This is a genomic window from Aquimarina celericrescens, assembly GCF_042682765.1.
Classification (GTDB): domain Bacteria; phylum Bacteroidota; class Bacteroidia; order Flavobacteriales; family Flavobacteriaceae; genus Aquimarina; species Aquimarina celericrescens.
This window is the reverse complement of record NZ_JBHUHY010000003.1, coordinates 57,180-71,266: the sequence shown is the minus strand read 5'-3', so window position 1 is coordinate 71,266 and position 14,087 is coordinate 57,180. Positions and strand designations below refer to the sequence as shown.

Sequence of the window (14,087 nt, the reverse complement as noted above, 5' to 3'; positions counted from 1 at the left end):
TTGAAATGAAAGTATCTGTCAAAATAGTATTGTTAATGTTCCTGATGAATAGTTATTATAGCAATTCTCAGGATAGATTACTAAAAAAGGCGAACAATAACTACGATAAATTTGCGTATGTAAAGGCAAAATCAATTTATGAATCTATTGTTAGGAATGGAAAGGCAACAACCGAGGTATATCAAAAATTAGGGGATTGTTATTATTTTAACTCCGATATGGAAAATGCTTCTAAATGGTATAAAGAAATGATTGATTCGAATGAGGCTTTACCATTAGAGTATTATTTTCGATATGCCCAGACATTAAAATATTTAAAAAGCTATGATTCGGCAGATGAGATTATGATGATTATCAAAAACCAGGTTGAAAATGACAGTAGGATTAATCGTCTAGTAGAAAACCCGGACTATTTAAGTGACATAGCTCTTCAGAAGGGAAGATACGAGCTGATCCAATTTAAGGAAAACTCAATATATACTGATTTTGCCCCTTCCTTTTTCAAAGATCAACTCGTGTTTTCTTCTTCCAGAAGTAATAGGACGTTTACTGATAAAAAAAATAAGTGGACAAACCATTCCTATCTCGATCTTTATATAAGTAATAAGGAAAATCTTAATACGTCAGAAACAGATAAGTTTTCTCGAAGAATTAATACTAGACTGCATGAATCTACCTCGGTATTTACCAAAGATGGATCGACGGTCTATTTTACCCGGAATAATCTTCATAAACAAAAATTTGGAAAAGATTCAATAAGCGTTAACAGGTTAAAGATTTTTAAGGCTACAATCAATAGTAACGGTAAATGGACAAAAGTAAGAGAACTTCCTTTTAATAGTGATCACTATTCTGTAGGGCATCCAGCTTTAAGTCCAAGTGAGGATAAATTATACTTTGTATCCGATCGACCGGGAGGTATGGGATCATCAGATTTGTATGTTGTAGATATAATCTCTGAGGATCGCTATGGTAAAGCAAAAAATTTAGGTCCGGAAATCAATACAGAGGGGAGAGATACATTCCCTTTTATTAGTAAAAGTGGTAAACTATACTTTGCGTCAGATGGTCATTTGGGACTTGGTGGATTAGATATATTTGTAACAGAATTATATAATAGTACCATATATAATGTAGGAGAGCCAATAAATAGTTATGCCGATGATGTCACTTTTATTATAGATGAAGATACGAACAAAGGTTTTTTTGCTTCAAACCGCCCAGGAGGAACAGGAGATGATGATATCTATGGCTTTGTAGAAACAAGCCCATTGATAGAAAAATGTAGTGGAAGAATACGAGGATTAGTGAAAGATAAAGAAACTGGTGAAGTTCTGTCAAATATAAAGACCAATATTGTAAATAGTATTGGAAAGGTTTTATTTGACATATATACCGATTCTGACGGTAAGTTTATTATTGAAGATATTAATTGTAATGAAAAGATCTATGACCTAATATTTACAACCGATGGATATAAACCTAAAAATACAATTGCACAACTCAACAAGAACAATCCTGATTTTTATGAGGAGATAGAATTACTGGCATTACCCAAGCTTGTGGAAGTTGGTGCCGACTTGGCCGAAACTTTAAAACTGAATCCTATTTACTTCAATTCAAATAAATATTATATAAGAAAAGACGCGGCAATTGAATTAGATAAAGTAGTGACTTTCCTAAACGAAAATCCATTAGTTTCAATAGAAATTAGATCACATACAGATAGTACAGCTGGTGATTGGTATAACCTTTGGCTTTCTAACAAAAGGGCCTCTGCTACTGTAGCATATATTGTAAAGAAAGGTATTAAACCTAACAGAATAACTGGTAAAGGGTATGGGGAAACTAGATTGAAAAATGAATGTGCTAATAATATACCTTGTAGTAAAGAAAAACATCAATTGAACAGGAGAAGCGAGTTTATTGTCATAAATAACTAAGTTTTTCATAAGAAAATAGGTATGATTTATTCACATTAATTGTTATGAAGCACCAGTATCTGTCTCGTCAAAGTATAGGAAAATTACCTTAGTATAAAACCAAAAATTCACTTGAAATATTAAGAGATCCCTTATGGTTAATTCTTCTAATCAAGTATTACCAATAAAATAATTTTTTAAAGACATTTGTTAATTTTTGTTTAATGTTTAGTATAAATTGTTAAACAATTTCGTAGCTTTGATTTCTATGAAAAAAAATGCTATGGAAATTGAAAATGGAACCCAAATAAAGTATAATGGTCGTACTTCATATGTAAACGGGTTTACAGACGAAGAGATAGGAGATGATCATATGTATACGGGTATTGATACACCTTTAAGGCAAAATGCTTTCGAAATGTCTGATGATGATAAGAAGATACGAATAGCAGAATTATTTGCTGAAATTATGGATGTGATGGGATTAGACCTCTCAGACGATTCACTCAGAGGGACTCCAAATCGTGTCGCAAAAATGTATATTGATGAAATCTTCTCTGGACTAAATCCAAAAAACAAGCCCAAAGTTGCTTTATTTGATAATAAATATAAGTATCAGCAAATGCTGGTAGAGAAAAATATTACATTTTATTCTAATTGTGAGCATCATTTTGTACCTATCGTTGGAAAAGCTCATTTGGCTTACATCTCTTCTGGAAAAGTGATTGGCCTATCAAAACTAAACAGAATCGTGCAATATTTTGCCAAGCGACCTCAGGTGCAAGAGCGTTTAACAAATCAAATTGCTCTCGAATTAAAACAAGCTTTAAACACAGAAGACGTTGCGGTTATTATTGATGCGAAACACCTCTGTGTATCTTCGAGAGGTATAAAAGATGAGTCATCGGCTACTGTTACCTCATATTATGGTGGAGTTTTTAATACACCTGCTAAAATAGCAGAGCTACAAAATTATCTCAATGATTAATTTAAAGAGTTACCTAAAAAACTAAAGCTATGTTCGGATTATTCAAAAAGAAAACAGAGATAGAGGTACTACAAAAAAAATATGAAAAATTGATGGGTCAATGGCATGAGTTGTCAAGTATTAATCGCACAGAAAGCGATAAAAAATATGCAGAGGCAGAGGAAATTTTGAAAAAAATTGAAGCTTTAAAAAGCCATTAATTTTGTTTGAAACTATAAGATTACTTTTCGATTTTGGATTACTTGTCTTAATTTGGATAGTACAACTCGTTATTTATCCCAGTTTTTCTGAGTATAAAAGGGAAGATCTAATGAGATGGCATAAAAAATATATCAATAGAATTGCTATAGTAGTAATGCCATTAATGATTGGTCAGTTAAGTTTGGTAATCGTACAAGTTTTCAGAGATCTAACTTTCCTTAACATTATTAGCTTAGTTTTAGTTATGATGACGTGGGGATCTACTTTTCTTCAATTTGTACCAATTCATAACGATATTTCATTTGGTATTGTTGATCGTAATTCATTACATAAATTGACTTATAAGAATTGGTTACGCACGATACTATGGACAGCGATTTTTATAATAAGCTTTTTTCAATACTCATCTTAAATGATTTAGAGCAAATATTTCGATTATAAATCGATTAATTTTAAATTAAAAATGAAAACGCCACTTCTCGTATTTAATGAAAACGGAATTTATTGTGAAGCGGCAGATGTTTACCTCGATCCTTGGCGCCCTGTAGATAAAGCTATTATTACGCATGGTCATGCCGACCATAGTCGTTGGGGTCATAAACAATATATTACGCATACTACGAATGTACCAATCATCAAACATAGATTAGGAGAAATTAATGTAAGTGGTAAAGAATACAGAGAAACATTCACCATCAATAATGTAACCTTTTCTTTTTATCCTGCAGGTCATATTATAGGAAGCTCTCAAATAAGAGTTGAGCACAAAGGAGAGGTATGGGTGTTTACAGGAGATTATAAAATAGAAGATGATGGGATTTCTGTACCTTATGAACCTGTAAAATGTCATACATTCATTACAGAATGTACTTTTGGCCTGCCTGCCTTCAAATGGACTCCACAAGATGAAGTGTTTTCAGATATAAACTCATGGTGGGCATCTAATAAAGCTGAAGGAAAAACTTCTGTGCTTTTTGGATATTCACTTGGCAAAGCACAGCGGTTATTAAAACATCTAGATGCTTCTATTGGGAAAATTTATACGCATGGAGCTATCGAAAACATGACCAAAGTAATTCGTCCTATGGTCGATTTTCCCGAAACCACGTTAATTACCAGAGAAACGAAAAAAGAAGGACTTAAAGGAAATATAGTACTTGCACCCCCCAGTGCCCATGGAAGCACCTGGATTCGAAAAATGGTGCCGTATGAGACTGCTTCCGCAAGTGGTTGGATGACATTTCGCGGGGCACGCCGACGTCGGGCAATCGATAAAGGTTTTGTGCTTTCTGATCATTGTGATTGGCAAGGTTTACTCACCGCAATCACAGAAACAGGAGCAGAAAAAATCATTAGTACCCATGGGTATACTGATATTTTCTCACGTTACCTCAGAGAATTGGGTTATGATGCGCGAACCGAAAAAACGCAGTTCGAAGGGGAGTTGGCCGAACTTGAAACCAAAAAAGAGATCGAAGATAGTGTATGAAGCTTTTTTCAGAATTAATCAAAAAATTAGATAGCACAAACAAAACCAATGTAAAGGTTGATGCATTGGCATCTTATTTTGAAAATGCTCCAGACACCGATAAGGTTTGGACCATCGCTATACTTTCCCATCGGCGACCTCCACGGCCGGTAAATACAACTTTATTGAGAACTTGGGCTTCAGAGTTAGCGAATATTCCGCTATGGTTGTTTGAAGAATCTTATCATATTGTAGGAGATTTGGCAGAAACTATTGCATTAGTTGCACCTCCTTCTGAAAAAAGTACAGAAAAAACGTTGACACAGTTTTTAAAAGAAATAATAGATTTAAAGAAGAAAGACGATACTCAAAAAAAAGAATATCTGCTTGATAATCTGAAAAAACTCGATTATTATGAACGATTTGTATTTACTAAACTAATCACAGGTAGTTTTAGAATAGGCGTAAGTCAAAAATTAATGACCAGAGCGCTAGCCAAGGCTACAAGAATAGATGAAGATGTCTTAGCATATAAGCTAATGGGGAATTGGGATCCCAATACGATCTCTTTTCATGATTTGATTCTCGAAGAAAAGGCATCAGATTTCTTGTCCAAACCGTATCCTTTTTATTTGGCCTATGCAATCGAAGATAAAGTTTCTGATTTAGGAGAAGTGAATGCATGGAGTGCAGAGCATAAATGGGACGGAATACGGGCACAAGTCATTATTAGAAGTAAAGAAATTTTTGTTTGGAGTCGAGGAGAGGAGCTGGTGACCGATAAATATCCAGAGTTTCATCAGTTTGTCGATCAAATACCCGATGGTACCGTAATTGATGGTGAAATTTTACCTTTTCCCGAAGGAGAAATAGGAACTTTTAACGATCTTCAAACCAGAATAGGGAGAAAAACAGTTTCTAAAGCCTTGTTGGAGAAGACACCGGTAATTCTAAAAGCATATGATTTATTAGAATGGCAGGGAAATGATATACGCCATTTACCTTTTTCTAAACGAAGAGAAGTATTAGAAAAACTTTATAAAGACTGTCATTCCAGACTTGATCTGGAATCTAAAAACAATTTTTCATTTCACTTATCAGAAAAAATGTATTTTGATTCTTGGGAAGATGTTGAAAAAGAAAGAGCACGATCACGTGAAAAACGAAGTGAAGGCCTCATGTTGAAACGAAAAGACTCTGCATATCAAGTAGGAAGAAAAAAGGGAGATTGGTGGAAATGGAAAGTTGATCCTTTAACAATCGATGCAGTGCTTACGTATGCAATGAGAGGCCATGGCCGCAGATCCAATCTCTTTACCGATTATACATTTGCTCTTTGGAATGAAGATAACAAAGAATTAGTAACTTTTGCCAAAGCATACTCTGGATTGACCGATGCAGAATTTCGAAAAGTCGACGCCTGGATCAAAAAAAATACCCTAGAACGATTTGGCCCGGTTCGAAGTGTAACGCCTGAGCTCGTTTTCGAAATAGCTTTTGAAGGAATTGCATTATCAAAAAGACATAAAAGTGGCATTGCTACACGGTTCCCCCGTATTTTAAGATGGAGACAAGACAAAAAAATAGAAGAAGCCAATACCTTGGACGATTTAAAGGCTATGATCCCTTCAGCAGATAAATAAATGAATAGAAACGATCTTCAACAAATAGCGATCAATTGGTTTGAACAGCAAAATTGGGTACCCTTTGCTTTTCAAAAACAAGTGTGGACTGCCTTTTTGCAAGGAAAAAATGGATTGTTGAATGCTCCTACGGGTAGCGGAAAGACCTATGCACTTTGGGTGGCTATAGTTCTAGAGTACATTAGAAAAAATCCAGATTATCTTTCAGAACATAAAAAAGGACTTAAAGCAGTTTGGATTACTCCACTCAAAGCACTTTCGATTGAGATCAAACAGGCTGCAGAACGTTTTGTCGAGGGTATTGGCGTTCCACTCACCGTCGGGATACGTACAGGAGATACCGATCAAAAAGAGCGAGCTGCTCAAAAAAGAAAAATGCCCGATTTGTTAATTACCACTCCAGAGAGTTTACATCTCTTGTTAGCTTCCAAAGGGTATGACCAAACTTTTAAAAATGTAACCGCTATTGTTATTGACGAATGGCATGAACTTTTAGGTAGCAAAAGAGGCGTCCAATCAGAATTGGCATTATCACGATTAAAGACAATAGCATCTCAGCTGCGTATTTGGGGTATTTCAGCAACAATTGGTAACCTGGATCAGGCGAGACAAGTTCTGTTGGGCCCTGACTCTTCTGCTTTTGAGAATTCAACATTAATAAGAGCCAACATTAAAAAAAGAATAAAGGTTAAATCTATTATCCCTAAAAAAATGGAAACCTTTCCGTGGCGCGGGCATTTGGGGTTGCATTTACTAGAAGAGGTCATTCCTATTATCAATAAAAGTAAAACAACGTTGCTGTTTACCAACACCAGATCACAATGCGAAATATGGTTTCAAAAGATTTTAGAAAAGCATCCAGAATTTGCAGGTGAGATTGCTATGCATCATGGTAGCATAAATAAAGAAACCAGAATTTGGGTAGAACATGCGATTAGAAATGAACAATTAAAGGCCGTAGTATGTACTTCGAGTCTTGATCTGGGAGTAGATTTTGCACCGGTAGAAACAATCATCCAAATTGGTGGACCTAAGGGAGTAGCCCGGTTTTTACAACGTGCAGGTCGCAGCGGGCATCAACCTGGTAAAGAAAGTGTCATTTATTTTTTACCTACACATGCTATAGAACTTATCGAGGCTTCGGCATTACAAAAGGCAGTAAAAGATAAGATAGTAGAAGATAGAGTGCCGTATTTGAATAGTTATGATGTATTGGTGCAATATCTCACTACACTAGCGGTTTCTAATGGTTTTTTTCCTGAAGAGATTTTTCCTGAAATTAAAAGTACGTTTTGTTTTCAGTCTATAACCAAAGAGCAATATCAATGGGTTTTAAATTTCATTACTATGGGTGCACAAAGTTTGCAATCCTATGACGAATACAAAAAAGTAGAAATCGAAGCTGATGGCAAGTTTAAAGTAAATAGTAGAGGAGTAGCCATGAGACATCGGTTACAAATAGGTACTATTGTAAGTGATGCGATTTTAACCGTGAAATATATGAAAGGCGGGTTTTTGGGATCGATAGAAGAATGGTTCGTTTCAAAATTGAAACCAGGCGATGTATTTACTTTTGCCGGGCGTAACTTAGAGTTGTTCAAAGTCAAGAATATGCAGGTATTGGTAAGAAAATCAAATAAAAAAACAGCAAAAGTACCAAGCTGGATGGGAGGTCGTATGAGTTTCTCTTCAGAAATGAGTGAATTATTAAGAGAAGAGATGTATCTGGCCAATTCAACGTCAGGAAAATCGAGAGAACTCAATGCTCTAAATCATATTTTTGAAAAACAAAGACAAGACAGCATTGTGCCTGGTCCGGGACAGTTTTTAATAGAGACTTTTAAAACGCGAGAAGGATATCACGCTATTTTTTATCCCTTTGAAGGGCGATTTGTACATGAAGCCCTGGGCAGTTTACTGGCCTGTCGAATAAGTTTACTTTCACCAATTACATTCTCTATTGCCTTTAATGATTACGGTTTTGAACTCTTATCTGATCAGGAAATCGACATGCAGCAGGTATTGGACAATGATTTGTTTACTACTGACTTTTTAAGCAGCGATTTGCGAAAAAGCTTAAATGCAACAGAAATGGCCAGGCGAAAATTTCGAGATGTTGCCGTAATTTCTGGATTGGTATTTACTGGATATCCCGATAAATTATTAAAAAGTAAGCATCTTCAATCGAGTTCTCAATTACTTTTTAATGTCTTCAAAGAATATGAACCTGATAATTTGTTGTTCCAACAGGCCTTTACAGAAACTTTTGAGCATCAATTAGAAGAAGGAAGATTACAGTTGGCTATGGAACGTATCTCTACACAAACCATCCTTTGGAAACGCTGCCAAAAACCAACTCCATTTTCGTTTCCTATTATTACAGATCGATTGCGAGAAAAACTTTCTTCGGAAAAGTTGGCAGATCGCATTAGAAAAATGACCATACAATTAGAAAAATCATAGCTTTGTGGTCGTATAATGAAGACAAGAACAATTACCTACCATTATCAAACATTTACGCTTCACCCAAGCGGAGCATTATATTGGCATGAAACCGAAATGCTCCTTATCGCCGATGTTCATCTTGGAAAAGTATCACATTTTAGAAAACATGGCAGTGCTGTACCGCAATCTGCAATACCTTATAATTTTGATAAACTAGACCGAACTATTGCTCACTTTGAACCTAAAGTGCTTTGTTTTTTGGGAGATCTGTTTCACAGTGTTATCAATTCAGAATGGTTATTATTTTCAGAATGGATTAAAAATATAACGGCAAAAGTTGTTTTGGTTACAGGAAATCATGATATCATTTCTCCTTTGAAATACGAAGAAGTAAATGTACATATTACGTCCGAATGGCAAATAGGTGCTGTTCTACTCACCCATATTCCCGAAGAAAGACAACATGTCTTCACCATTTCTGGACATATTCATCCCGGGATACGCTTGCAAGGATCAGGTAGGCAATCCTTATCGATACCGTGTTTTTTCAAAACGCCTACACAATTAATTTTACCCGCATTTGGAGCGTTTACAGGTAATTATACTATGACTCCCAGTGAAAATGACGAAGTATTCGTGATTACCGAAGACGAAGTGATTCAAGTCGATTTAACCCGTTTTATGCATTAGAACTTCGTAATGAAGCTTTCAGATGCCATAAAATATGACATTTTCTAAATTTTAGCATAGCATCGCTACGGTTAAATTTAAAAATGTAGCGTAGTGCTATATTTTGCAGTAGCTGGAAGCTGTAATACCTGCCCGCCTTAATGGTTCGGATAGGCAGGCGGGGATTTTCTAATGCATAAAACGGGTTTAAGTTAATTTATCCTTCAAAATCTGTTAAACCTTTCCTAGTTATTTCTTTTTTGTTTAATGATTTAATAAATTTGTTAAACATTTTCATGTTATGAAGAAGTCTCATCTGCCTCAAAAAATATGTTTAGTATGTAAAAAACCTTTTAATTGGAGAAAGAAGTGGTCACGCAGTTGGGATGAGGTAAAATACTGTAGTGAACGTTGTAAACGGAATAAGAAACAAATTCATGAGTAATACAGGACTGGTTTGGTTTAGAAATAATTTACGTTGTCAGGATAATATATCGTTACACAAAGCTATTGCAGAAAATGAAAAGGTTTTAGCCATCTATTTTTTTGATCCCAGGCATTATGACAATGACAGATTTGGATTCAAAAAGACAGAAAAATACCGTGCTAAGTTTTTGTTAGAAACAGTTACTGCTCTCAAACTGAACTTAGAAAAACTTAATATTCCTTTATTTGTATATCAGCAGTATCCCGAAGATGTGATGCCTCAGTTTTTTGAAGGCCGAAATATATCGAATGTCTACACACAAAAAGAATGGACAAAGGAAGAAACGGATGTATCTGAAGCGGCAAAAAACTCAATCGATAGGTATGGTGTAACCTGGCATGAGGATTTTGATCAATTTCTGTTTCATCCAGAAGATATCCCTTTCGATATTCAGAATATTCCTCAGGTATTTACCAATTTCAGGAAGAAATGTGAAAAATACGTTTCTGTTAGGCCCCAAATTACAATTGAGAAGCTTCCAGAAAGTAATAGGGTAGAGAATACTACCGAACTCCCAATAGTATTAGATTTAGGATTTGAGGATTTTGCCGAAGATAGTAGAACTGCGTTTCCTTTTTGTGGGGGTGAAAACGAAGCGCTAAAGCGCATTGAAGCATATTTTTGGGATACCAAGAAGCTTTCCTATTACAAAAAAACCCGAAATGGACTCATTGGGAAAGATTACAGCTCCAAACTTTCAGCATGGCTGGCAAACGGAAGCATATCTGCAAGAACAATATATCACGAAATAAAGAAGTACGAACAGCAGGTGACCAAAAATGATTCTACCTATTGGCTAATTTTTGAACTCATCTGGCGAGATTTTTTCAAATATATTTCGCTTAAGCATGGTAATCATATTTTTAGGATAGGAGGAATTCTTCAAAAGGATTATGGTTGGAAAACTGATGAAGAAATGCTGGATCAATGGATCAACGCAGAAACTTCAGAACCATTTGTAAATGCAAATATGCTGGAGATCAAATATACAGGATGGATGAGCAACAGAGGCAGACAGAATGTGGCTTCCTTTTTTGCTAAAGAACAGGAACTAGACTGGAGGATAGGGGCTGCCTATTTTGAGTCTATGTTGATAGATTACGATGTACATAGCAATTATGGAAATTGGTTATATGTTGCTGGAGTAGGCAATGACCCAAGAGATCGAAAATTTAATATTAAATCACAAGCAGAGCGATACGATCCACAGCAGAAATATCAAAATCTCTGGTTGCAATCAAAACTATTTTAACGATGACAGTACGATTCATTCTTGGCGATCAGCTTAATCAAAAACACTCATGGTTTAAAGATACCGATGATAAGGTATGCTATTTCATGGCAGAAATGAGACAAGAGACCGATTATACCCGCCATCATATACAGAAAGTGGTTGCTTTTTTTCAAAGTATGCGCAATTTTAAAGATTGGTTGCACGAAAGAGGTCATCAAGTGGTTTATTATGAACTTGATCATAAAGATAATGAGCAGGAGCTCACTAAAAATCTTAAAAAGATCCTAAAAGATAAAAATGCTGAAAAATTTGAATACCAATTACCTGATGAATATCGATTAGATAAACAATTAAAAGAATTCTGCGGCAATCTGGATATTGATACGGAAGTTTATGATACAGAGCACTTTTTAACTTCCAGAAGTGAGCTAGCTGAGTTTTATGAGGGAAAAAAACAATACACAATGGAGTATTTCTACCGTCACATGCGGAAGAAGTACGACATTATGATGGTGAACGATAAAGATCCCGAAGGAGGGAAATGGAATTTTGATCAAAGTAATCGCAAAAAGTGGACGGGCAAGCATGATATTCCACACGAAAGAGGTTTTAGAAAAGATGTGTCTGGAATTATAAATATGATTACAGACCACAATGTAGAAACTATGGGAAACATTGATCCCGATAATTTCAATTGGCCAACATCCAGAGCCGATTGTTTGTCTGTTTTAAATTATTTCTGTAAACATCTATTAGTTCATTTTGGAGATTATCAAGATGCCATGCACACCGAAGAAAAGTTTTTGTTTCATAGTCGCCTATCCTTTGCTATGAACTCTAAAATGTTGCATCCTATGGAAGTGGTTGAAGCTGTTATTGAACACTGGAGAGATAATAAGGACGAGATCGATATTTCTCAGGTTGAAGGATTTGTAAGGCAAATTATTGGTTGGAGAGAGTATATGAGAGGAATTTATTGGAAAGAAATGCCCGGCTACAAACGTAGCAACAGATTGGATAATCAAAATAAGTTGCCCGAATTTTATTGGACAGGGAATACTAAAATGAATTGTTTACATCATGCTATCAAACAAAGTTTGGATGACGCCTATGCGCACCACATACAACGATTAATGATTACCGGTAATTATGCATTACTTACGATGATTCACCCAGATGAGGTTTGCGATTGGTACCTGGGAGTCTATATTGATGCGATCGAATGGGTAGAAATCACGAATACGCGAGGGATGAGCCAATATGCTGATGGAGGTATTATTGCTACTAAACCTTATGTATCTAGTGGCAGTTATATTAACAAAATGGGTAATTATTGCAAAGATTGTCATTACAAAGTATCTAAAAAGACTGAGGAGGATGCCTGTCCTTTTAATGCACTATATTGGAATTTTTTGGACGAAAAACAAGAACATTTTAAAGATAACCAGCGTATGAATATGATGATGAGTACGCTGCATAAAATGGATAAAGATAAATTGAAAGCTCTCAAAAAAAGAGCGAATGATATAATTAAAAGCCCCGATGAATATTAAAAAAGAGACTGTAAATGTTGTTTGGTTTAAAAGAGATTTACGATTGCAGGACAATGAGGCGATAAAGAATGCTTTAGAATCCGGCAAGCCGATATTGTTATTATATGTTTTCGAAAATTCTTTAAAAGAAGATATTCATTATAGTGAACGTCATTGGAATTTTATTAAGCAATCTTTACAGGATATTAATGAACAGTTGATTTCTTTTAATACCAAAGTGTTATGTGTGTCTTCTGAAGTTATAAAAGCTTTTGGAACACTACAGCAATTCTGGAAGATCGATACTGTTTTTTCTCATCAGGAAACGGGAATTAAAAAAACGTACGATAGAGACAAGAATTTTAGAACCTTTTGTAGAAATAACCTGATCAATTGGAAAGAAAATGGCAATAATGGAATATCCAGAGGTCTGGATAACCGAAATAGCTGGCGCAAAGATTGCGAGCGGTACATGTCTATGCCTCAATTTGAATTTCATCCCAAAGAAAACAGTTTTATTCCGTTTCAAACCATTCAGGAAGTAGAAAAGGTCTTTAGTTTAGAAGATTTAGGGGTGTCAATGACTTCTAATTTTCAAAAAGGAGGAACTACAACGGCGATGAAATATTTACATTCTTTTTTTTATAAAGGACGATATAAAGATTACAGCTTTTATATTTCAAAACCAGAACTTTCCCGGAAAGGGTGTAGTAGATTGTCTCCTTATTTAGCCTGGGGTAATTTATCAATTCGTCAGGTTTGGCAATACGCAATGGAATTCAGAAAAATTTCAGGAAATAAAAGACAAATCGATGCTTTTGTATCCAGACTTTACTGGCAAGTACATTTTGTTCAAAAGTTTGAGATGGAAGAAATTATGGAATTCGAAAGCATCAATAAAGGATATCATAAATTAAAGAAAAAAGTTTCTGAGGAGTATCAAACTGCCTGGCGAGAAGGAAAAACAGGATATCCCTTAGTAGATGCCTGTATGCGCTGTCTTAAAGAAACAGGATATCTCAATTTTAGAATGCGGGCTATGGTAGTTTCTTTTTTTACCCATAATTTATGGCAACCCTGGCAAGAAGCCAGTGCATATTTATCAAGCCTGTTTCTAGATTTCGAACCAGGAATCCATTTTCCACAGCTGCAGATGCAGGCAGGAGAAACAGGAATTAATACACTAAGAATCTATAACCCCATAAAGAATAGTATTTCACACGATCCTGATGGTATTTTTATTAAGAAATGGGTTCCTGAATTGCGTAATGTTCCTGTTGAGTTTATCCACGAACCTTATAAGATGACCCTATTGGATCAAAAATTTAATAATATAACTTTAGGTGAAGACTACCCTTTTCCAATAGTTGATATCGATGCTAGTCGCAAAAGAGCCAGTGATACACTTTGGGAAATGAAGGATGATCCTTTGGTAAAAAAAGAAAGCAAACGTATTTTAAAAAAACATACCTTACCTAATAGAAAAAATCTAGAGTAG

The 14,087-nt window shown here is 35.3% G+C and carries 12 protein-coding genes; all 12 read left to right on the top strand.

The window, feature by feature from the left end:
• The first annotated feature begins 5 nt into the window (after nucleotides 1–5).
• The 12 genes from ACFSJT_RS04155 to ACFSJT_RS04100 all read left to right on the top strand — a co-directional run bounded on the left by ACFSJT_RS04155 (nucleotide 6) and on the right by ACFSJT_RS04100 (nucleotide 14,087).
• Nucleotides 6–1,943, top strand: coding sequence for an OmpA family protein (locus tag ACFSJT_RS04155; RefSeq protein ID WP_378318960.1), 1,938 nt, complete (start codon nucleotides 6–8; stop codon nucleotides 1,941–1,943).
• Nucleotides 1,944–2,205: 262 nt separating this feature from the next.
• Nucleotides 2,206–2,910 carry a GTP cyclohydrolase I FolE gene (folE, locus tag ACFSJT_RS04150; RefSeq protein WP_378319535.1) on the top strand — a complete coding sequence of 235 codons (705 nt, stop codon included), beginning with the start codon at nucleotides 2,206–2,208 and terminating at the stop codon, nucleotides 2,908–2,910.
• A 29-nt stretch (nucleotides 2,911–2,939) separates the two neighbouring features.
• Nucleotides 2,940–3,110: a Lacal_2735 family protein gene (locus tag ACFSJT_RS04145; protein WP_378318959.1), complete on the top strand. Its 171-nt coding sequence runs from the start codon at nucleotides 2,940–2,942 to the stop codon at nucleotides 3,108–3,110.
• 110 nt (nucleotides 3,111–3,220) lie between these two features.
• The gene (locus ACFSJT_RS04140) at nucleotides 3,221–3,523 is read left to right on the top strand and encodes a hypothetical protein (RefSeq protein ID WP_378318958.1); all 303 of its coding nucleotides are present in this window, start codon (nucleotides 3,221–3,223) and stop codon (nucleotides 3,521–3,523) included.
• 51 nt (nucleotides 3,524–3,574) lie between these two features.
• Nucleotides 3,575–4,600 carry a ligase-associated DNA damage response exonuclease gene (locus ACFSJT_RS04135; RefSeq protein WP_378318957.1) on the top strand — a complete coding sequence of 342 codons (1,026 nt, stop codon included), beginning with the start codon at nucleotides 3,575–3,577 and terminating at the stop codon, nucleotides 4,598–4,600.
• Entirely contained in the window at nucleotides 4,597–6,222 is a 1,626-nt protein-coding gene (locus tag ACFSJT_RS04130; RefSeq protein ID WP_378318956.1) for an ATP-dependent DNA ligase, read from the top strand. Before ACFSJT_RS04135 ends, ACFSJT_RS04130 begins: the two co-directional genes overlap by 4 nt.
• Entirely contained in the window at nucleotides 6,223–8,685 is a 2,463-nt protein-coding gene (locus ACFSJT_RS04125) for a ligase-associated DNA damage response DEXH box helicase (protein WP_378318955.1), read from the top strand.
• A 15-nt stretch (nucleotides 8,686–8,700) separates the two neighbouring features.
• Nucleotides 8,701–9,357 (top strand): ligase-associated DNA damage response endonuclease PdeM, encoded by a 657-nt coding sequence (gene pdeM / locus ACFSJT_RS04120; protein ID WP_378318954.1) that lies wholly within the window; start codon nucleotides 8,701–8,703, stop codon nucleotides 9,355–9,357.
• A 280-nt stretch (nucleotides 9,358–9,637) separates the two neighbouring features.
• Nucleotides 9,638–9,781, top strand: coding sequence for a DUF2256 domain-containing protein (locus ACFSJT_RS04115; RefSeq protein ID WP_378318953.1), 144 nt, complete (start codon nucleotides 9,638–9,640; stop codon nucleotides 9,779–9,781).
• Nucleotides 9,774–11,075: a DASH family cryptochrome gene (locus ACFSJT_RS04110; protein ID WP_378318952.1), complete on the top strand. Its 1,302-nt coding sequence runs from the start codon at nucleotides 9,774–9,776 to the stop codon at nucleotides 11,073–11,075. Before ACFSJT_RS04115 ends, ACFSJT_RS04110 begins: the two co-directional genes overlap by 8 nt.
• A gap of 2 nt (nucleotides 11,076–11,077) precedes the next feature.
• Nucleotides 11,078–12,610, top strand: coding sequence for a cryptochrome/photolyase family protein (locus ACFSJT_RS04105; RefSeq protein WP_378318951.1), 1,533 nt, complete (start codon nucleotides 11,078–11,080; stop codon nucleotides 12,608–12,610).
• Entirely contained in the window at nucleotides 12,600–14,087 is a 1,488-nt protein-coding gene (locus ACFSJT_RS04100; protein ID WP_378318950.1) for a cryptochrome/deoxyribodipyrimidine photo-lyase family protein, read from the top strand. Before ACFSJT_RS04105 ends, ACFSJT_RS04100 begins: the two co-directional genes overlap by 11 nt.